Origin of the sequence: Streptomyces xylophagus (assembly GCF_000716435.1) — a bacterium.
Lineage (GTDB): Bacteria > Actinomycetota > Actinomycetes > Streptomycetales > Streptomycetaceae > Streptomyces > Streptomyces xylophagus.
Window position 1 is genome coordinate 72,891 of record NZ_JNWO01000011.1, and the last position, 17,364, is coordinate 90,254.

At 68.2% G+C, this 17,364-nt stretch carries 22 protein-coding genes; 13 read left to right on the forward strand and 9 right to left on the reverse strand.

Features of this window, described 5'->3' with window-relative positions; genetic code table 11:
- The first annotated feature begins 69 nt into the window (after positions 1 to 69).
- Entirely contained in the window at positions 70 to 1,059 is a 990-nt protein-coding gene (locus OO70_RS25110; RefSeq protein ID WP_043675798.1) for an aldo/keto reductase, read from the forward strand.
- Here the strand turns inward: OO70_RS25110 and OO70_RS25115 are convergent.
- Positions 1,054 to 1,503, reverse strand: a complete 450-nt coding sequence (locus OO70_RS25115; RefSeq protein ID WP_043675801.1) for an ATP-binding protein — start codon at positions 1,501 to 1,503, stop codon at positions 1,054 to 1,056. The two genes, OO70_RS25110 and OO70_RS25115, sit on opposite strands and share 6 nt — an antisense overlap.
- Before the next feature lie 233 nt (positions 1,504 to 1,736).
- On the opposite strand from OO70_RS25115, the gene OO70_RS25120 reads away from it, so the two are divergent.
- Complete coding sequence (locus tag OO70_RS25120; protein WP_043675803.1) at positions 1,737 to 2,582, forward strand: Scr1 family TA system antitoxin-like transcriptional regulator; 846 nt, start codon at positions 1,737 to 1,739, stop codon at positions 2,580 to 2,582.
- 10 nt (positions 2,583 to 2,592) lie between these two features.
- Complete coding sequence (locus tag OO70_RS25125) at positions 2,593 to 2,784, forward strand: DUF397 domain-containing protein (protein WP_043675806.1); 192 nt, start codon at positions 2,593 to 2,595, stop codon at positions 2,782 to 2,784.
- On the opposite strand, the gene OO70_RS25130 is transcribed toward OO70_RS25125, so the two are convergent.
- Together OO70_RS25130 and OO70_RS25135 are read right to left on the reverse strand one after the other, a co-directional pair.
- Positions 2,774 to 3,649 carry a class I SAM-dependent methyltransferase gene (locus OO70_RS25130; protein ID WP_234336923.1) on the reverse strand — a complete coding sequence of 292 codons (876 nt, stop codon included), beginning with the start codon at positions 3,647 to 3,649 and terminating at the stop codon, positions 2,774 to 2,776. The two genes, OO70_RS25125 and OO70_RS25130, sit on opposite strands and share 11 nt — an antisense overlap.
- Before the next feature lie 20 nt (positions 3,650 to 3,669).
- Positions 3,670 to 4,062 (reverse strand): cupin domain-containing protein, encoded by a 393-nt coding sequence (locus OO70_RS25135; RefSeq protein ID WP_043675812.1) that lies wholly within the window; start codon positions 4,060 to 4,062, stop codon positions 3,670 to 3,672.
- 52 nt (positions 4,063 to 4,114) lie between these two features.
- On the opposite strand from OO70_RS25135, the gene OO70_RS25140 reads away from it, so the two are divergent.
- Both OO70_RS25140 and OO70_RS25145 read left to right on the forward strand, forming a co-directional pair.
- Positions 4,115 to 5,125, forward strand: coding sequence for a helix-turn-helix domain-containing protein (locus tag OO70_RS25140; RefSeq protein ID WP_043675815.1), 1,011 nt, complete (start codon positions 4,115 to 4,117; stop codon positions 5,123 to 5,125).
- The gene (locus tag OO70_RS25145; RefSeq protein ID WP_043675817.1) at positions 5,122 to 5,613 is read left to right on the forward strand and encodes an LURP-one-related/scramblase family protein; all 492 of its coding nucleotides are present in this window, start codon (positions 5,122 to 5,124) and stop codon (positions 5,611 to 5,613) included. Before OO70_RS25140 ends, OO70_RS25145 begins: the two co-directional genes overlap by 4 nt.
- A 15-nt stretch (positions 5,614 to 5,628) precedes the next feature.
- On the opposite strand, the gene OO70_RS54695 is transcribed toward OO70_RS25145, so the two are convergent.
- Together OO70_RS54695 and OO70_RS25150 are read right to left on the reverse strand one after the other, a co-directional pair.
- Positions 5,629 to 5,775, reverse strand: a complete 147-nt coding sequence (locus OO70_RS54695; protein ID WP_158711511.1) for a hypothetical protein — start codon at positions 5,773 to 5,775, stop codon at positions 5,629 to 5,631.
- 122 nt (positions 5,776 to 5,897) lie between these two features.
- Positions 5,898 to 6,698 carry a carbon-nitrogen family hydrolase gene (locus OO70_RS25150; RefSeq protein WP_043675819.1) on the reverse strand — a complete coding sequence of 267 codons (801 nt, stop codon included), beginning with the start codon at positions 6,696 to 6,698 and terminating at the stop codon, positions 5,898 to 5,900.
- 179 nt (positions 6,699 to 6,877) lie between these two features.
- On the opposite strand from OO70_RS25150, the gene OO70_RS25155 reads away from it, so the two are divergent.
- Complete coding sequence (locus OO70_RS25155) at positions 6,878 to 7,702, forward strand: maleylpyruvate isomerase family mycothiol-dependent enzyme (RefSeq protein ID WP_043675821.1); 825 nt, start codon at positions 6,878 to 6,880, stop codon at positions 7,700 to 7,702.
- A 78-nt stretch (positions 7,703 to 7,780) separates the two neighbouring features.
- Entirely contained in the window at positions 7,781 to 8,581 is an 801-nt protein-coding gene (locus OO70_RS25160) for an SAM-dependent methyltransferase (protein WP_051741589.1), read from the forward strand.
- Positions 8,582 to 8,588: 7 nt separating this feature from the next.
- Here the strand turns inward: OO70_RS25160 and OO70_RS25165 are convergent, their stop codons facing one another.
- Together OO70_RS25165 and OO70_RS25170 are read right to left on the reverse strand one after the other, a co-directional pair.
- Positions 8,589 to 9,908 carry an MFS transporter gene (locus tag OO70_RS25165; protein WP_043675827.1) on the reverse strand — a complete coding sequence of 440 codons (1,320 nt, stop codon included), beginning with the start codon at positions 9,906 to 9,908 and terminating at the stop codon, positions 8,589 to 8,591.
- Complete coding sequence (locus OO70_RS25170; RefSeq protein ID WP_043675830.1) at positions 9,905 to 10,600, reverse strand: GntR family transcriptional regulator; 696 nt, start codon at positions 10,598 to 10,600, stop codon at positions 9,905 to 9,907. The genes OO70_RS25165 and OO70_RS25170 overlap by 4 nt, the downstream gene beginning before the upstream one ends.
- 302 nt (positions 10,601 to 10,902) lie before the next feature.
- Here OO70_RS25170 and OO70_RS25175 point away from each other — a divergent pair, with 302 nt between their 5' ends.
- Both OO70_RS25175 and OO70_RS25180 read left to right on the forward strand, forming a co-directional pair.
- On the forward strand, positions 10,903 to 11,811 hold the full coding sequence (locus tag OO70_RS25175; protein ID WP_043675833.1) for a D-alanyl-D-alanine carboxypeptidase family protein: 909 nt from the start codon (positions 10,903 to 10,905) through the stop codon (positions 11,809 to 11,811).
- Between the two features lie 160 nt (positions 11,812 to 11,971).
- Positions 11,972 to 12,871 (forward strand): aminoglycoside phosphotransferase family protein, encoded by a 900-nt coding sequence (locus OO70_RS25180; protein WP_199827395.1) that lies wholly within the window; start codon positions 11,972 to 11,974, stop codon positions 12,869 to 12,871.
- Positions 12,872 to 13,010: 139 nt separating this feature from the next.
- On the opposite strand, the gene OO70_RS25185 is transcribed toward OO70_RS25180, so the two are convergent.
- Both OO70_RS25185 and OO70_RS25190 read right to left on the reverse strand, forming a co-directional pair.
- Complete coding sequence (locus OO70_RS25185; RefSeq protein ID WP_043675839.1) at positions 13,011 to 13,202, reverse strand: DUF397 domain-containing protein; 192 nt, start codon at positions 13,200 to 13,202, stop codon at positions 13,011 to 13,013.
- A 5-nt stretch (positions 13,203 to 13,207) separates the two neighbouring features.
- Positions 13,208 to 14,089 carry a helix-turn-helix domain-containing protein gene (locus tag OO70_RS25190; protein ID WP_043675841.1) on the reverse strand — a complete coding sequence of 294 codons (882 nt, stop codon included), beginning with the start codon at positions 14,087 to 14,089 and terminating at the stop codon, positions 13,208 to 13,210.
- A gap of 234 nt (positions 14,090 to 14,323) precedes the next feature.
- On the opposite strand from OO70_RS25190, the gene OO70_RS25195 reads away from it, so the two are divergent.
- The 4 genes from OO70_RS25195 (at position 14,324) to OO70_RS25210 (ending at position 17,364) form a co-directional block, all read left to right on the forward strand.
- Positions 14,324 to 14,761: an ATP-binding protein gene (locus OO70_RS25195; RefSeq protein WP_043675844.1), complete on the forward strand. Its 438-nt coding sequence runs from the start codon at positions 14,324 to 14,326 to the stop codon at positions 14,759 to 14,761.
- Between the two features lie 90 nt (positions 14,762 to 14,851).
- Positions 14,852 to 15,280, forward strand: a complete 429-nt coding sequence (locus OO70_RS25200; RefSeq protein ID WP_043675847.1) for a WXG100 family type VII secretion target — start codon at positions 14,852 to 14,854, stop codon at positions 15,278 to 15,280.
- Positions 15,281 to 15,352: 72 nt separating this feature from the next.
- A complete protein-coding gene (locus OO70_RS25205) occupies positions 15,353 to 15,670 on the forward strand; it encodes a WXG100 family type VII secretion target (RefSeq protein ID WP_043675850.1) in 318 nt (105 codons plus the stop codon).
- On the forward strand, positions 15,670 to 17,364 hold the full coding sequence (locus tag OO70_RS25210) for an RNase A-like domain-containing protein (RefSeq protein ID WP_051741591.1): 1,695 nt from the start codon (positions 15,670 to 15,672) through the stop codon (positions 17,362 to 17,364). The genes OO70_RS25205 and OO70_RS25210 overlap by 1 nt, the downstream gene beginning before the upstream one ends.

Here is a 17,364-nt window from a genome sequence, read left to right on the forward strand (position 1 = left end):
CCCCTTGGAGTACGGCGCGGGCCACGAAAGGATGTTCGCGCCCTGTCAGCCAGGTGAGGGGATCGGTGGATGAAGCAGAATCGGCTCGGCCGGAGCAAGGTGCAGGTCACGGAGCTGGGTTTCGGGGGCGGTCCGCTCGGCGGGCTCTTCGAGCCGCTCGACGACGAGACCGCGGCGGCGGCGCTTGAGGCGGCGTGGGACAGCGGGATCCGTTACTTCGACACCTCGCCCCATTACGGAATCGGGCATTCCGAGCGCCGTATCGGTGATCTCCTGCGGGGCAAGCCGCGCGACGAGTGGACGCTGTCGACGAAGGTCGGCAGGTTATTGGTTCCGCAGGACCCCGCAGGTCGGACGGACGAGCCGTTCCAGGTGCCCGCCACGCACCGTCGGGTGTGGGACTTCACCCGGGACGGTGTGCTGCGCAGCGTGGAGGACTCGCTGGCACGCATCGGCGTCGACCGGATCGACGTGCTCTATCTGCACGATGCGGAGGAGCACTTCGAGGACGCGTTGCGCGAGGGTGTTCCGGCCCTCGTCGAACTGCGTGCCCAGGGGGTGGTGGGGGCGATCGGTGCGGGGATGTATCACCCGGGCAAGCTGACCCGGCTGGTCGAGGAGTCGGACGTCGACGTGGTGATGCTGTCCGGCCGTTACACGCTGCTCGATCACAGTGCCCTCGACAGCCTGCTCCCCGCCTGCGCGGACCGGGGCGTCTCGGTGCTCGCGGCCTCGATCTTCAACTCCGGCCTTCTCGCCACGGCCCGCCCGTCCGCGAGTGCGACCTTCGACTACGCGCCCGCCACACCGCAGACACTCGATCGCGCACATCGCCTGGCGGACGTCTGCGAAGCCCACGGCGTGACGCTGCCGGCCGTGGCCATGGCCTTTCCGCTTCACCATCCTGTGGTTGCGGGCATCGTCGTCGGCATGCGCACCGAGGACGAAGTCCGGCGCAATGTCGCGGCGTTCGGCGTGGACATCCCCGCACAGCTCTGGGACGACCTGCGGGGCGAGGGTCTCCTGGACGAGCGGGCGCCCACACCCGTCCGGTCATAGTGATGCCGGGCGCCGCGACCCTCCGGGCGAGTCTGCGGGCAGGTCGAACCACACCCCCTTGCCCTCCGGGTGCGACTGGCCGCCGTACGGGATGTCCGGGCCGTGGCCCCAGCGGCCTTCGGTGAGGGCGTCCACCAGGAACAGGCCTCGGCCGCCGCCCCACTCACCCGGTTCGGGCGTCAACTCCCTTATCACCGGCGGGTTCTCGTCCCCGTCGTACACCACGACCCGGAGCCGCCCCTCTTCCACCGCAAGCCACAGCACCGTGCCGTCACCGCCCTTCGCGTGGACGCAGGCGTTGGTGACGAGTTCTGAGGTGCAGAGGATCGCGTCGTCGACCAGGGCACGGTCCAGCTCCAGCGTGCGCAGGACGGTGGCGACGAAGTCGCGGGCGATGTGGGGGGAGGTGTCGAGGGGTGGGCAGATGAGGGTGTACGAGGGCATGGGGCATCAACTCCGGTGAGGTGAGGGGGGTTTGCGCGAGCCCGAGCTCGTTGCTGTCCGGCGCCCCGGTGTCGACGGTCGGGGTGGCACTTCCAACGGGGCGTGGGCGTGCGGGAGTTGCGGATGGGTGACCATGTAGGCACCCTCCGTGAGTACAGTGACGACAGTAGCGTGAAACGTTGAGGCGCCTCAACGTTTCAGGCAAACTCGGCATCGACTCACGAGGAGGACAGATGTCCGCACGATCCGTCCCGACAGCACGACAGGCTCGGCTGGGGGCAGAACTTCGCAAGCTGCGCGAGGCCGCGGGCGTCCCGAACCGGCAGGCCGCCGCTCAACTCGACACCAGCCCAACCCAGATCAGCCACATCGAGTCCGGTCGGTTCGGTCTCAGCGAGGAACGACTGCGCAGAATGGCCGAGTTCTACGACTGTGACGATCCCGCGCTCGTGGACGCCCTTGTCGAGATGGCGGAGTACCGAACCGGCAACTGGTGGGACGAGTACCGAGGTGTGATGCCCCGCCAGGCTCTTGATCTGGCCGAGCTGGAACACGATGCCACGTACGTCCGCGCGTTCGAGATGGTGCACATCCCCGGAGTCCTCCAGACCGAGGACCACGTACGCGCTGCCTCACTGTTCGTGGATCCGGGTCTTCCCAAGGAGGAACTGGAGACCCGCGTCTCTTTCCGCATGCGCCGCCAGCAGGTACTGGAGTCGGGTACGCCCTACGACATCGTCGTCCACGAAGCAGCACTGCGGATGTGTGTCGGGGGATCCAAGGTTGCCCGCACCCAGCTCGGACATCTCCTCCACGCAGCCGACAGAGAGACAGTCACCCTTCGCGTCATCCCGTTCAGCCCCGAAGGCTTTGCCGGGGCGGGTCTTCCCATGCAGTACGTTGGCGGGGTCGTCCCCCAACTCGACACCGTGCAGATCGACACGTCGCATGGCGCCGAGTTCATCGACGCGACGGCTCGGCTGAATCGCTGCCGAACCCGCTTCGAGAGCATCGACAGCGCAGCACTGCCGCACGATGCTTCTCTTGACCTCGTCCAGCGCATCGCCCAGGAACTCTGAAGGAACACCCGTGCCCGAAGCCCTCCACTGGCAGAAGTCGTCGTTCTCCACAGGCGACGCCGACAACAACTGCCTGGAGATAGCCGCCGCCCCCACCACCCTCCACCTCCGCGAAAGCGACGACCCCGCCACGCTCCTCACACCCGCCCCCAACGCCCTGAACGCCCTACTCACCGCACTGAAGGGTCAGTTCAGGGCTTGACCGCCCGCGTCGCGAAATAGTGCGACAGGTATTGAGCGGACGCGTCGGACTGGTGCGGCGCTTCCGCGAAGCCGGTGAGGACGAACCCCGCGGCGAGCTGCCCGCCGATCTGGTCGGTGAGGGTGTGGCTGTATTCAAGGGCGGCATCCGCGCCGAACTTCGTGGCGCGTTCCTCGGCGGAGTACTGCGTGACATCGCTGTAGGGCAGCTTGTGCACGACGATCAGTTCGCCGCGCTCGTCGAGCGCCTCGTGGTCGAACAAGTACGCATCAGGGTTGATGAAACCCGCGAGCAGGGTTCCGCCCGGTCGCAGGACGCGGAAGCACTCGCGCCACACCGGGGCCAGGTCCGGTACGAACAGGTTGGAGACCGGATGGAACACGACGTCGAACGTCGTGTCGCCGAAGGCGCCGAGGTCGCGCATGTCGCCCAGGACGGTGCGCAGTTCGAGTCCGTCGCGCGCCGCCACCAACTGGTCCTGGCCGAGTTGGCGGGGTGAGTTGTCGAATACGGTGACCCTCGCCCCCGCGGCGGCGAGGATCGGACCCTGCTGGCCACCGCCGGAGGCCAGGCACAACACGTCCTTGCCGGTCAGATCCGCCGGCAGCCAGGAGCGGTCGACCGGCTCATGCCCGATGAGAACGATCGACCAGTCGCCCCTGCGGGCGCGCTCGACATCCTCGGCACTCACCGGCCTCGACCACTCGTTGCCCTCCTGGACGTACTTGTCCCAGGCTGCCCGATTGTGGGCAACGGGGTCGACACCACTGTCCTGCACGTTCAACTCCCTGCTCCAGCCGAGCGGACACCTGCGGTACGACAGTCCGGCGCCGCCAGCCAACACGATCGCGGAGTGCGGGCTCAACGAAATTAGCGGGCAGCGGGTCAGTTCAGGGTGTGACCCGTCGTCGCGTCCACGTGGGCCGGGATCTCCCCGTGCTGGTCGCCGACCGTGAGCGTGCCCGTCGGTTCGAGGACGAGGATCTCGGACGGGACGGGGGCGTAGGGCTTGTGTTCCGTGCCTCGCGGGACCGTGAAGACGGAGCCCTTGGGAAGGACGACCGTGCGTTCGCCGGAGCCTGCCGACTCCCGTAGGGCGATGTGCAGTTCGCCGTCCAGGACCAGGAAGAACTCGTCGGTGTGGTCGTGGGTGTGCCAGAGGTGTTCGCCCTCGACCTTGGCGACGCGTACGTCGTAGTCGTTGACGGTGGTGACGATGCGGGGGCTCCACTGGTCGGTGAAGGAGGCGAGGGCGGCGGAGAGCGCGATGGGTTCCATGCGGTCAGCGTGCGGGGTGTCGTATTCGGCGGACCAGTGCTAGGAATCGCACATGCCGCAAGGATTCTCTCAGCAGCCCTCGACGCATCCGCACCGCGTCGCCGTCATCGTCGACGAGGGCACCAATCCCTTCGAGGTGGGCGTCGCCACCGAGCTGTTCGGGCTGCCCCGGCCCGAACTCGGGCTCTCCGAGCCGCTGTACGAGGTGCTGGTGTGCACGCCCGCGCGTGAGGTGCGGATGAACCACGGGTTCTTCGCCCTCACCGGAGCGCACGGTCTCGACGCGGTGGACACGGCGGACACCCTCGTCGTGCCGGGCCGGCCCGACAACGTCGTACCGCGCGGCGATGACGTCCTCGACGCGATCCGACGTGCCCACGCGCGCGGGGCCCGTGTCATGAGCCTGTGCACCGGCAGCTTCGCGCTCGCCGAGGCGGGGCTGCTGGACGGGCGCCGGGCCACCACCCACTGGATGTGGGCCGACCGCTTCCGCACCCTGCACCCGCGCGTGCGGCTCGAACCGGACGTGCTCTTCGTGGACGACGGCGACATCCTCACCGCCGCGGGCAGCGCCGCCGCGCTCGATCTCGGGCTGCATGTCATACGGCGGGACCACGGCGCCGAGATCGCCAACGCGGTGTCCAGGAGGCTGGTCTTCGCCGCCCATCGGGACGGCGGGCAACGGCAGTTCGTGGAGCGGCCGGTGCCCGATGTGCCGGACGAGTCGCTCGCGCCGTTGCTCGCGTGGGCGCAGGAGAGGCTGGGCGAGCCGTTGGCGGTGGCCGAGCTGGCCGCCCGCGCGGCCGTCTCCCCCGCGACCCTGCACCGGCGGTTCAGGGCGCAGCTCGGGACGACGCCGCTCGCCTGGCTGACCGGGGAGCGGGTGGCGCTGGCGTGCCGGCTGATCGAGCGCGGGGAGGAACGACTCGATGTGGTGGCCGCGCGGTGTGGTCTCGGGACCGGGGCGAACCTGCGGGCGCGGCTCCGGCGGGAGACCGGATTGAGCCCGTCGGCCTACCGGCGGCGTTTCGGACCGGCTGCCGGGGAAGCCGTAACGGCATGAGATTCCTCGTACGCGATCGGATCCTCGGCTTCGGTGAGGATTACTGGATCGAGGACCAGAACGGCAACAAGGTGTTCCTGGTCGACGGCAAGGCCATGCGCATCAGGGACACCTTCGAGCTGAAGGACACGCACGGGCGCGTGCTCATCGACATCCACAAGAAGATGCTCGCCCTGCGCGACACGATGGTCATCGAACGGGACGGTGAGCCCCTCGCGACCATCAGACGCAAGCGGTTCTCGCTGCTGCGCAACCACTATCGGGTGTCCCTGGTGGACGGCACCGAACTCGACGTCAGCGGCAAGATCCTCGACCGCGAGTTCGGCGTCGACTACGACGGTGAGCTGCTCGCCCAGATCTCCCGACGCTGGCTGCACATCCGGGAGACGTACGGCGTCGACATCGTCCGGGAGGACGCGGACGCGGCGCTGCTGATCGCGGTGGCGGTGTGCGTGATCCACCTGGCGGAGAAGGAGCGGGAGGACTGAGGAGCCCGGGGGGGACTAACGCGCTTCCTGGTCGGCGGCTGCGCGGGCTCGGGTCCGGCGGCGTTCTTTAAGGCGGTCCCTGAAGTGGCCGCCCACGACGAACAGCGCGCCGAGAACCGCGCTGTCCGTCCAGCCGGGAGGGTCGTCGTTCAGCTTGCCCACGAGCCGGACGAGCACCGTCGCAAGGCCCCACGCGATGAGCAGGTCGGTGAGTACGGCCCGGCGGCCGGCGGTCGCCCCGGAGCCGCGCTTCGGTGCGGCCGGTGTCCGCCCGGTTCTGCCGCTCAGCTCGCCCGCCCCGGACGCTCCAACCCCAGCACCCGGTCCTTCAGCGCCGGGAACTGTTCGCGGGTCACCGCCACCTTCGCCGGGTCGAAGTCCACCGTGAGGATCTCCTCGCCCGCGCCCGCCTCCGCCAGGACCTCGCCCCAGGGATCGACCACGATCGAGTGACCGGCCTGGGGAACTCCGGCGTGCGTGCCGGCCGTTCCGCAGGCGAGGACGAACGACTGGTTCTCCACGGCGCGGGCCTGCGCCAGGAGGGTCCAGTGGGAGCGGCGGCGTTCGGGCCAGCCCGCGGGGAGGACGAGGGTCTCGGCGCCGGCGTCGACGAGGCCGCGGAAGAGTTCGGGGAAACGGAGGTCGTAGCAGGTGGCAAGACCGAGGGTCGTCTCGGGCAGACGGACCGTCACCAGTTCGGCGCCCGCGCCCATCAGCACGGCCTCGCCCTTGTCGAAGCCGAAGCGGTGGATCTTGCGGTAGGCGGCGGCCAGTTCACCGGAGGGGGAGAAGACGAGGGACGTGTTGTAGAGGGGGCCTTCCGGGTCCCTCTCCGGGATCGAGCCCGCGTGCAGCCAGACGCCCGCGTCGCTCGCCGCCTTGGCCATCGCCTCGTAGGTGGGCCCCTCCAGCGGCTCGGCCTCGGTGCCGAACTGCTCGTAGGCGAACGCGCCCGTGGTCCACAGTTCCGGCAGGACGACCAGATCGGCGCCCGCCTGTTCGCGGACGAGAGCACCCACCCGAACCCGGCGATTTTCGACCGATTCGCCCTCTTCTACGGCGATCTGGATGAGAGAGGCGCGCACACTACCACCGTCCTGGCATTCGAGCCGTTCACACGGGCCTACGATCGTCACACGAAAGCACTGCCGGGGTGCCTCACAGCAGCGTAACTTAGCGTTCCAAGACACCCGCCGACAGCCACCTCCCGCTGGCAACGCCGCCCGCCACCCGACCTGTACCGACCGCCGAGGGGTCCCGTTCCGTGAGTCTGCATCCCACTCTCCAGCCCTACGCCGACGCCTGGACCCACTCCATCGAAGCGATATCCGAGCTGGTGACCCCCCTCGTGGAGGGAGAGTGGAACCGGCGAACGCCGTGCCCCGGCTGGTCGGTGCGTGACGTGGTCTCCCATGTCATCGGGCTGGACAACGAGATGCTCGGCGACCCCCGCCCCATCCACACTCTCCCGCGCGACCTCTACCACGTCACCAACGAGCACCAGCGGTACATGGAGATGCAGGTCGATGTCCGCCGCCACCACACGGCGCCGGAGATGACGTCGGAGCTGGAGTACACGATCATCCGCCGCAACCGGCAGTTGCGGAACGAGTCGCGGGACCCTGGTACGAAGGTGCGCGGCCATGTCAGCACCGAGGTCACGCTCGAACAGTCCATGCGGAACCACGCGTTCAACGTGTGGGTGCACGAGCAGGATCTGCGCACCGCCCTCGGCCGCCCCGGAAACCTCGACTCACCCGGCGCGCAGGTCGCCCGTGACGTCCTCCTCGCCGAGCTCCCCCGCGTCGTCGCCGACGACGCGGGCGCACCGCGCAGTTCGGCGGTCGTCTTCGACGTGCACGGTCCGATCGAGTTCCTCCGTACGATCCGGGTCGACATCCAGGGCCGCGGCACCCTCGAGACGGCCCCGGCGCTCGGCCCCGCCGCCACCCTGATCCTCGACTGGGAGACGTACGTCCGGCTGGCCTGCGGACGCGTCCCCCTCGACTCGGTGACCGACCGCGTCAAGGCGGACGGCGATCCGGAGCTGGCGGCGTCGATACTGCGGAACTTCACGGTCACGAAGTGACACGCCCAAGCCCAAGTCGGTCACCGGGGGCGCAAATTCGTTGTCGGTGGTCGGCCGTCCGCGGCTAGCCTCCGCCGCATGTCTGATGTGACGTCCACCAAAACCGAGAACGCCGAGAACGCCGAGCCCGACGACGGTCCGCCCCGCCTCACCCGGCTCACCTTCCACGGTCCCCTCTCCGAGGAGCGCGCGGACCGGATCGTCCGGCGGCTGGCGGGTGCGGCGCCGCGAACGGTGCTCGATCTGGGCTGCGGCTGGGGCGAGTTGATGCTCCGGGTGCTGACCGCCGTACCGGAAGCGCGGGGTGTCGGTGTCGACGTGAACGCGCGGGATCTGGACCGCGGGCGGCGCGACGCCGAGGCGCGGGGGCTCGCGGAGCGGGTCGAGTTCGTCGAGGAGTCGGCCGTGGGGACGGCGCGCGGGCCGGCCGATCTGGTGCTGTGTCTGGGCGCGAGCCAGGCCCTCAGCGCCGAGGAGCCTCCCCGGCACACCGCCGAAGCGCTGCGGGAACTGCGGCGGCTCGTCGCCGACGGCGGACGTGTGCTGCTCGGCGAGGGGTTCTGGCAACGCCCGCCCACGACGGCCGAGTTGGCCGGCATGTGGCCGGGGGCGCGTGCCGACGACCACTACGACCTGGCGACGCTCGTCGATCTCGCGGTGGCGGCCGGGTTCCGTCCCGAATGGGTCGAGACGGCGAACGCGGACGAGTGGGAGGAGTTCGAGGCCGGGTACCAGGCGGACACGGAGGTGTGGCTCGCCGGGCACGGTGATCACCCCCTGGCCGCCGAGACCCGCGAGCGCCTCGACCGGCACCGGGCCCAGTGGATGAGCTACCGGGGTGTGCTGGGGATCACGTATTTGACCTTGATCCCTGCGTAGGGGTGTGTCACGCCGGCACGTGCACCGTCTCCACCCGGCTCGCCACCAGCCGTTCGCGCTCGCGGCGGGCCGCCCGGCGCCGTAGCCGGAGGATCTGGCTGACGCCGATCGCCTGGAGCACGAAGACCACCGAGAAGGCGATCGAGTAGTTGTCGTCGGTCGCGTCGAGGAGGACACCGACCGCGAACAGGGTCGTCATCGAGGCTGTGAAACCACCCATGTTGGTGATCCCGGAGGCGGTGCCCTGACGCTCCGGCGGGTTGGCCGGGCGGGCGAAGTCGAAGCCGAGCATCGAGGCGGGCCCGCAGGAGCCGAGCACGGCGCACAGCACGATCAGCAGCCACATCGGCGCGTGATCGCCGGGGTAGACGAGGACGACCGCCCAGATGAACGCCGTCGCGCCGACCGTGCCGAGCGCGAGCGGCAGCCGGGCCGCGTGGTGCCGGGCGACGATCTGGCCGTAGATCAGCCCCACCACCATGTTCGACAGGACGACGAGGGTGAGGAGTTCGCCGGCGGTGGCGCGGGACAGGCCCTGGGCCTGGACCAGGAAGGGCAGGCCCCACAGGAGCAGGAACACCATCGCGGGGAACTGGGTGGTGAAGTGCACCCAGAGGCCGAGTCGGGTGCCCGGTTCGCGCCAGGAAGCGGCGATCTGGCGTCGTACGAACGCCGCTCCCCGGTGCGGGAAGGGCTCCGGCTCGTGGCCCTCCGGGTGGTCCTTCAGGAAGAGCAGCAGCAGGACGAGTACGACGACTCCCGCGAGCGCGCTGCCCGCGAAGGCGGCCGTCCAGCCGATGCCGTGCAGCAGGCGGGCGATCACCAGGGTGGAGACGAGGTTTCCGGCCATTCCGGCGAGGCCGGCGAGCTGGGCGACCATCGGTCCGCGCCGGGCCGGGAACCAGCGGGTGCCGAGCCGCAGCACGCTGATGAACGTCATCGCGTCGCCGCAGCCGAGCAGTGCGCGGGAGGCGAGGGCGGTGCCGTAGGAGGGGGAGAAGGCGAAGCCGAGCTGGCCGGCGGTGAAGAGAACCACCCCGATGGTCAGGACCTTCTTCGTGCCGAGGCTGTCGACGAGCAGGCCGACGGGTATCTGCATGCCCGCGTAGACCAGCAGTTGGAGGATCGAGAAGGTGGAGAGGGCGGAGGCGTTGACGTGGAAGCGCTCGGCCGCGTCGAGGCCGGCGACCCCGAGGGACGTACGGAAGATGACGGCGACGAAGTAGACGGAGACGCCGATGCCCCACACGGCGATGGCACGGCGGCCACCGGGCGGATCACCGGGCAGGGACAGCGCGGAAGCGGAACTCGAACTGCTGCTGCTCATCGGACCTCGCCCCGAGCCAGGTGGGAGAACCAGTCGACGTGCTGGTGCACGATCCCGGCGGCCGCCTCGGCGTCCCCGGTGCGCAGCGCGTCGAGGATCGCCGCGTGCTCGGTGAGCGTCTTGGCGATGCGGTCGGGGTGCGAGTGCATGATGGCGACGCCCATCCGCAGCTGGCGGTCGCGGAGTTGGTCGTAGAGGCGGGAGAGGATTTCGTTGCCGCCGCTGCGGACGATCTCGGCGTGGAAGCAGCGGTCGGTGACGGCGGCGCCGGCGAGGTCCCCCGCGGCGGCCTGCTCCTTCTGCCGGTCCAGGAGTTCCTCCAGCCGGGCGATGAGCGTCGGCGACGCCGGTACGACCTTGCGGACCGCGTGCTGCTCGACCAGCATCCGGGTCTCCACGACGTCCGCGATCTCCTGCGAGGAGACGGGCAGGACGAGGGCGCCCTTCTTCGGGTAGAGCTTGATCAACCCCTCGACCTCCAGCCGCAGCAGCGCCTCGCGCACGGGTGTCCGTGACACTCCGACAGCCTCGGCCAACTCGCCCTCGGTGAGCAGGGTTCCGCCTTCGTAACGCCGGTCCAGGACACCCTGTTTGACGTGGGTGTAGACGCGGTCGGCGGCGGGGGGTTGCTTGACGGCGGGAGGGGCGGAACCGGTGGCGGCGAGGGACGGAGAGAGGGACGGGGACGACATGAGGACAGCATAGATACAACACGTACGCATGAGGACGGGCGTCCAGGATGCGGACGGAACGGAGGGGAGTCGAGGGGAACCAACGGGAGCCGGGGGCGCGTCTACGGGGATGCGTCTACGGCGCGAGTTTCCGCGGCCGGTTGCGGCCGGTTCTCGGGGGCGTTTCACACATTCGGGGAACCCGACCCAGCAACCGCACAACCTTCTGTGCTACTTACGTGTCACACACGTGCGGCCCTCTCTTTCCCCCCTCCAACTGGGCCGTTTCCTCAGGGGCATTCAACGTATTCGGGGTACCTCAGTTGATTACTGCCATTACCGGCATCAAGGGCAGCCGCTTCCGCAGAGCCGCCGCGGTCACCGTGACCGCAGGCGCCGTGCTCGCGACCGGCGCCCTGACCGCGGCACCCGCGCAGGCCGTCACGAAGCCGACGATCGTGGCGGCGGGCGGCTTTGTGATGAACAACGCCACCGGCAAGTCGCTCTACACGAAGGCCGCGGACACCAAGCGGTCGACGGGCTCCACCACGAAGATCATGACCGCGAAGGTCGTGCTCTCCCAGTCGAACCTCAACCTCGACGCCAAGGTCACCATCCAGAAGGCGTACAGCGACTACATCGTCGCCAACACCGCCTCCTCCGCCCACCTGATCGTCGGCGACAAGGTCACCGTCCGCCAGCTCCTCTACGGCCTGATGCTGCCGTCGGGCTGTGACGCGGCGTACGCCCTGGCCGACAAGTTCGGTACGGGCTCGACGCGGGCGGCGCGCGTGAAGTCGTTCATCGCGAAGATGAACTCGACGGCGAAGACGCTCGGCCTGACGAACACGAAGTTCGACTCTTTCGACGGCATCGGCAACGGCAGCAACTACTCGACGCCGCGCGACCTCACGAAGCTCGCCAGCAACGTGATGAAGAACTCCACGTTCAAGACGGTCGTCAAGACGAAGTCGTACACCGCCAAGACGATCACCAAGACCGGCAGCACCCGCACGATGGCTGCCTGGACCAACACGAACACCCTGCTCAGCAGCTACAGCGGCACGATCGGCGTGAAGACCGGCTCCGGCCCCGAGGCCAAGTACTGCCTCGTCTTCGCCGCCACCCGCAACGGCAAGACGGTCATCGGCACGGTCCTCGCGTCGTCCTCCGTCACCCAGCGCGCGACGGACGCGACGAAGCTCCTGAACTACGGGTTCGCGACGATCTGACATACCGACACGTTCTTCGGGGGCCTGCCGCATGCCAGCGGCGGGTCCCTTTGTCGTACGGAGCTCTTCGACTCAGGCTGCCCTCCAGGGCGTGTGGCGAAAGTGGTGCCAGCGAAAAGTGATTGACGCGCGCCGGCGTCCGACGGTCGGATGACGTGTCATGAACACAGGGCAGATGCATCCCGGCATGCACCCCATCGACGTCGACCTTGTACGGCGACTGATCGCCGAGCAGTTCCCGCGGTGGGCGGGGCTGGCGGTCGAGCGGTTTCCGTCCGGCGGGACGGTCAACGCCATGTACCGGCTGGGCGATGACATGGTCGTACGGCTGCCGCTTGTGCAGGGCGGGGCCAACGACGTGTCGATGGAGCGGACGTGGCTGCCCCTGCTCGCGCCTCACCTGCCTACGACCGTCCCCGAGGCACTCGGGGAGGGGCAGCCCGCGCAGGGGTACCCGTGGCCGTGGTCGGTGTACCGGTGGCTGGCCGGGGAGAATCCCGAGGCGGGAGCCCTGCGCGAGCCGGTGCTGCTGGCCGAGGATCTGGCCGGGTTCGTGGCGGCGATGCGGAGCATCACCCTGCCGGGTGCGCCGCGGGCCCACCGCGGGGGACCGGTCGCCTCGCTCGACGCGGAGACCCGGGCGGCGATCGAGGAGCTGCGCGGGATCCCACAGGAGGGCGTCGACTGCGATGCCGCCACAGCCGTGTGGGAGGAGGCGCTGCGGGCCCCCGGCTGGGACGGGCCGCCGGTGTGGCTGCACGCCGATCTCATGCCGGGCAACCTGCTGGTGGACCGTGGCAGGCTGACCTCGGTGATCGACTTCGGGTGCCTGGGCGCGGGCGATCCGGCCTGCGATCTGTTCCCGGCGTGGAATCTGCTGCCGGCCAAGGCGAGGGAAGTCTTCCGCGAGGCGCTGGGCGTGGACGACGCGACCTGGATCCGCGGCCGGGGACGCACACTCTCGCAGGCACTGATCGCGCTGCCGTACTACCGGAAGACGAACCCCGCGATGGCGCACAATGCCCGGTACGTGATCCGGACGGTGCTGCAAGAGGGCTGAGGCACCCCGCAGGAGGAAGTGCTGGTCGAACGGCTCGGGAAGTCGGCGCCGGCCTCAAGGCCACGGAGCACCACGTACGACGCGTCACCCTGCGCGGCACGCTGCCCGGCCCGTCCCCACCTGAGGCCGACGGAATCGCTCACCCTCGGTCGTCCCCCAGGTGCACTGCGAACGCGGCCCAGGCGGAGGCGGTGACCTGGAGTATGGGTCCGTCGGGGGCCTTGGAGTCGCGGACGGCGATGGTGGTGGGGATGTTGCGGGCGACTTCGACGCACTGCTGCCCAGCATCTCCGCCGCTGTAGCTGGACTTGACGAACACGAACTCTGTCACCGGATCTACATCTCCTTGCGAATGGCTTCGATCAGGTCGAGAGCGTTGCGCTCCGCCAGCCCCACTCGCGCGATGCGATCGAAGATCCGACCGTGCCGGGCCGCGTCATCCTCGCTCTCCAACCAGAGCGTAGAAGAGGGTACGTCCATGTGTACGACGTCCAGGGCACCGGGTTCCGCGAACGAGACGATGCTGAACGACCCGATCATGCCGGGGTTGGCGCCTGCCAGAAATGGCACCACCTGCAATGTCACCGTGTCCGTGCGCGCAAGGTCCAGCAGTTGCCCCAGCTGTTCCCTCATCACAGCCCGCCCGCCTACGAGTTGACGTAGCGCGCCCTCGTGCACCACGGCCCACAACTCCAGTGGCCGCTCCGAACGCAGTCGAGCCTGACGCGCCAGCCGGGCCTCCACGAAGGGTTCGATCTCACCCGGGTCCTCCCACGATCCGGCGCCGACGGCAACCGCCCGCGCGTAGTCAGGTGTCTGCAACAGGCCGGGGACGAAGGCGAGTTCCCAAGTACGCATGCTGGTGGCGATGTCCTCCAACGCCACGTACTCGACCATCGCGGAAAGCTGCGGGTACTGGTTCCACCAACCGCGAGCCTTGCGTCTCTCACGGTCCGTCCTCGCGAGGGTCAGCAGTCGCCCGATCACCGGCTCAGCCGTCTCGCCGTACAGGTGACAGAGCGCGCGAATGTCCGGGTCGCGGATCGGCACCAGCCCGCGCTCCATCTTCGCGACCTTGGCCACCGACGCCGACAACGCCTCGGCGGCATGCGCCTGCCTAAGTCCCTGCCCCTCACGCATACGCAGCAGCTCACCGCCCAGCCGCCGCGCCAGCACGGTCGATACGGACACACCGCGATCAGGGTTTCTGCCTGCCATGTCGCCTTCCCATCGGCCGAGTTGGTCACAGTCTGTGCGGCGGCCACACGGAGGGCAAGCAAGTTCGAGTAGAAATTTATGGCCTCACACTTGCTGCCCTACTCGTCACGCCGCCACCTTCAGTACTCAATCGCCCACCCAGCGACACCAGTTGGCGGAAGTGCACCGTGCTGCCCACGGCAAAGCCACCCCACCTGGCTCCTGCTCCCCCATCGCACAAGGAGGTGCGCCCCGGTGACCGACTCCTGTCCTCCCGGACTCCCCAAGCCCATCGGCCCGTACGACCATTACGACGCCGTCACCTACACCCCGTACCCGAGCAACATCCCCCGCGCCCGCAGACACGTCGCCCACCTCACCACCACCTGGGGACACCCCAACTCCGCCGGCGACGCGGCGCTACTGGCAAGCGAGTTGTGCACGAACGCGTTACTGCACGGGTGCCTCCGCGACCGCCTGTTCCGCGTGGAGACGTCACTCACCGGCAACGCATTGCGCGTGGCGGTCACCGACCCGAGGGGCGAGCGACTCCCGTACCCCCAAATCTCCACCCACGACGACCAGTTCGGCCGCGGCCTGCTCATCGTCCGTACGCTGGCGGCCCGTTGGTCCGTGGAGAAGCTCACTGTCGGCAAGACCGTCTGGGCGGAGTTGGACATCGCGGGCCCCTGAACGGCCTCGCTTCGAAGCCACTGCGAACCGTAGGATTATTGCAACAGCAAGTGACGTGTGATGCCGACGCGACGGGGGCGGGGATACGGCATGGCAGTGCCCGGAACCGGTGCGGGCCAGGGCGGCGGCCCTGACCTGAAGGTCACGTCCTCCGACCTCACCAAACTCGCCGGCGACCTCGACGACATGCAGGACCACCTCGACAAGCAGGTCAGACGCATGGACGCGATCGTCGACCGCATCGAGGCCGGCTGGCGCGGCCCGGCGGCGACGGCGTACCGCGAGTTCCACCGCGCGGCGACCGAGGACGCCGTACGCATCCGCGAAGTGATGAAGCTGCTGGAGCAGGCCGTCCGGATGAGCCGGGACGGCTTCTCCGCGAACGACATCGAGGTGTTGGAGCGCATGCGGAAGATCCAGGTCAACGTCGGCAGCGAGGTCGACAAGCTGTCGACGCCGAAGGTGGGGGCGACGGGCGATACACCGACGCCGCCCCGCAGCAGCCTCGACTCCTTCTGACCTTTCTGAACGCGGGCCGCCGCCAAGTGTCCATCAACCAGCCATAGTTGCCGACCGATATCCAGGGGGATCATGTCGACCGGGGCTTCCGCCGACGACGACCACATAACCGTCTCCTTCGCCACCCTCCACGACCTCGCCGCCGAGCTGGAGGACATCCTCAAGCAGCTCAACGGCAAACTCGACGACCTCTACGACCGCGCCGAACCGGTCGTCCTGTCCTGGAAGGGCGAGGCCCGCGAGGTCTTCGTCGAGAAGCTCGACGAGTGGGACCGCTCGGCGCAGGACCTGCAGGCCGCGCAGAAGTGGCTGCACTCGTATGTCACCACCGGTCATGCGAATTACGCGGCGGCTCATCGGGCGGTACTGCGGGGTTGGGGAGCGGGCTGATGAGCACCCCGACGTCTCCGGCGAACGGGAAGATCGACGTCACTCCGACCGTCCTGTACGGCGTCTCGACGGGAATAGCAGGCCAGCAGGACCCTCTTGACCGTGGCATCAAGTCGTTCCTCGACGAACTGGCCCGGTACCCGGACGGCGGCGGGAGGGGCACGGCGATGAAGGACTTCACGACCACCTACCTGCAAGTCGCCGAGCGCTTCCTCGATGTCTGGGCGAAATCCGTGGTGAGCGTGGGGGGAGCCGCTGTCGGCTTCACGTCCACTGCCAACAACTACGCGGCGGCCGACGCGGCCACCCACCCTTCGCCGACAGGACAGCCGACGCATCGGCCGAACCCGCATGTCATCGACAAAGCCCCCACCTACGGCCCGGTCACCGATTTCAAGTGGGGGGACATCGACGCGGGCCAGGACTTGATGCAGGAGGCCCTCGAAGGTCTGGAAGCCGTAGTCCTGGCTGTCATGCGTCCCCTGCTGGAGCACGAGTGCCGTTGGGGCAAAGCGGCGACGATCCTCCCGTTGCCCAATCATCTGCGTCTGTACTCGATCTCCCAGGCATGGCGCATGCCGCAGACCACGCTCGGCATGGTGGACGGAACGCTGACGGGCCTCGTCGGCAGCATCACCGACCAGACCGACCAGGACTGGTACAACGCGATGCGGACGTTCTGCAGCACGTTGTGGGGGACGTCCGCCTGGGGCCAGAACCGTGAGGGTTACGACTGGGCCAACGACGACGCGAACAAGAGGGGAAGCAGCCATCCCGTCTTCGCCGTTCTCTTCGACACGTGCGATGCCATGGTCGATGCGATCTACAACGTCGCAAAGGCGGCCGAGGACGTCCGGGACGATCTGCACCGGATCTACCGCCAAGCCGTTGTCGACAGTCTCAAGCAACTCGATCCGAGAGAGCTGGACATCACGGACGCCAAAAGCCTGGTGAAGGGGTTGTGGGAAGCAGGAAAGGGTTTGGTCGCGGACGTCTCGGTGGGGATCGTGCTGAACATCGACGAGGGCGCCCTGAACGACGCCGTGTCGGCCTACGAGAACCGCCTTCATCGACAGGCCGGCGAAATCAAAGCGTTGCTGCCGGCATTGGACGAGGCGTACACGAGCATACCGACCTTCAACGCCGAAACGGCCAGAGCCGAGGCGTTCGGCGCACGGGCGTTGACAGGTTTCAAGGGAAATCCTCTGTATACAGTGCCAGGGGACAGCGAAGCCAATCATGCGTACCCGCTCGACCTAGCGAATCAGGAGGGAGTACACGGCAGTCACATCATCGACAAGCACGTGGGTAAGACCGATGCGCAGCTCGCGCAGCGGCTCAGGGATCAGCCGACGATCGACGCTGCCTCCACTTTCTCGGACCTTCCCGCCGCCCAAAAATACACACAGAACGCGATGGAATATGTCGGACCACCTGCAAATTCAGGGCAGCAGAACGCAGGCGTGAACAATCAGGAGAAGATCAAGAAGTGGCTTTCCAGGCCACGCACCGATGCCTCTATTTTGACTCTTGATCCGGTCGAGTACAATTCCGTGACCGGACGTACCATTACAGCTGGCAACCCGCATGCGAGTGCGGCGCAGGATACACATACCGTGAAGGTCGTACTCAAATACAAGAATGGCCTCCACCCACCCTATGTGGCCTACACATCCATGCCGACGCTTCCATAA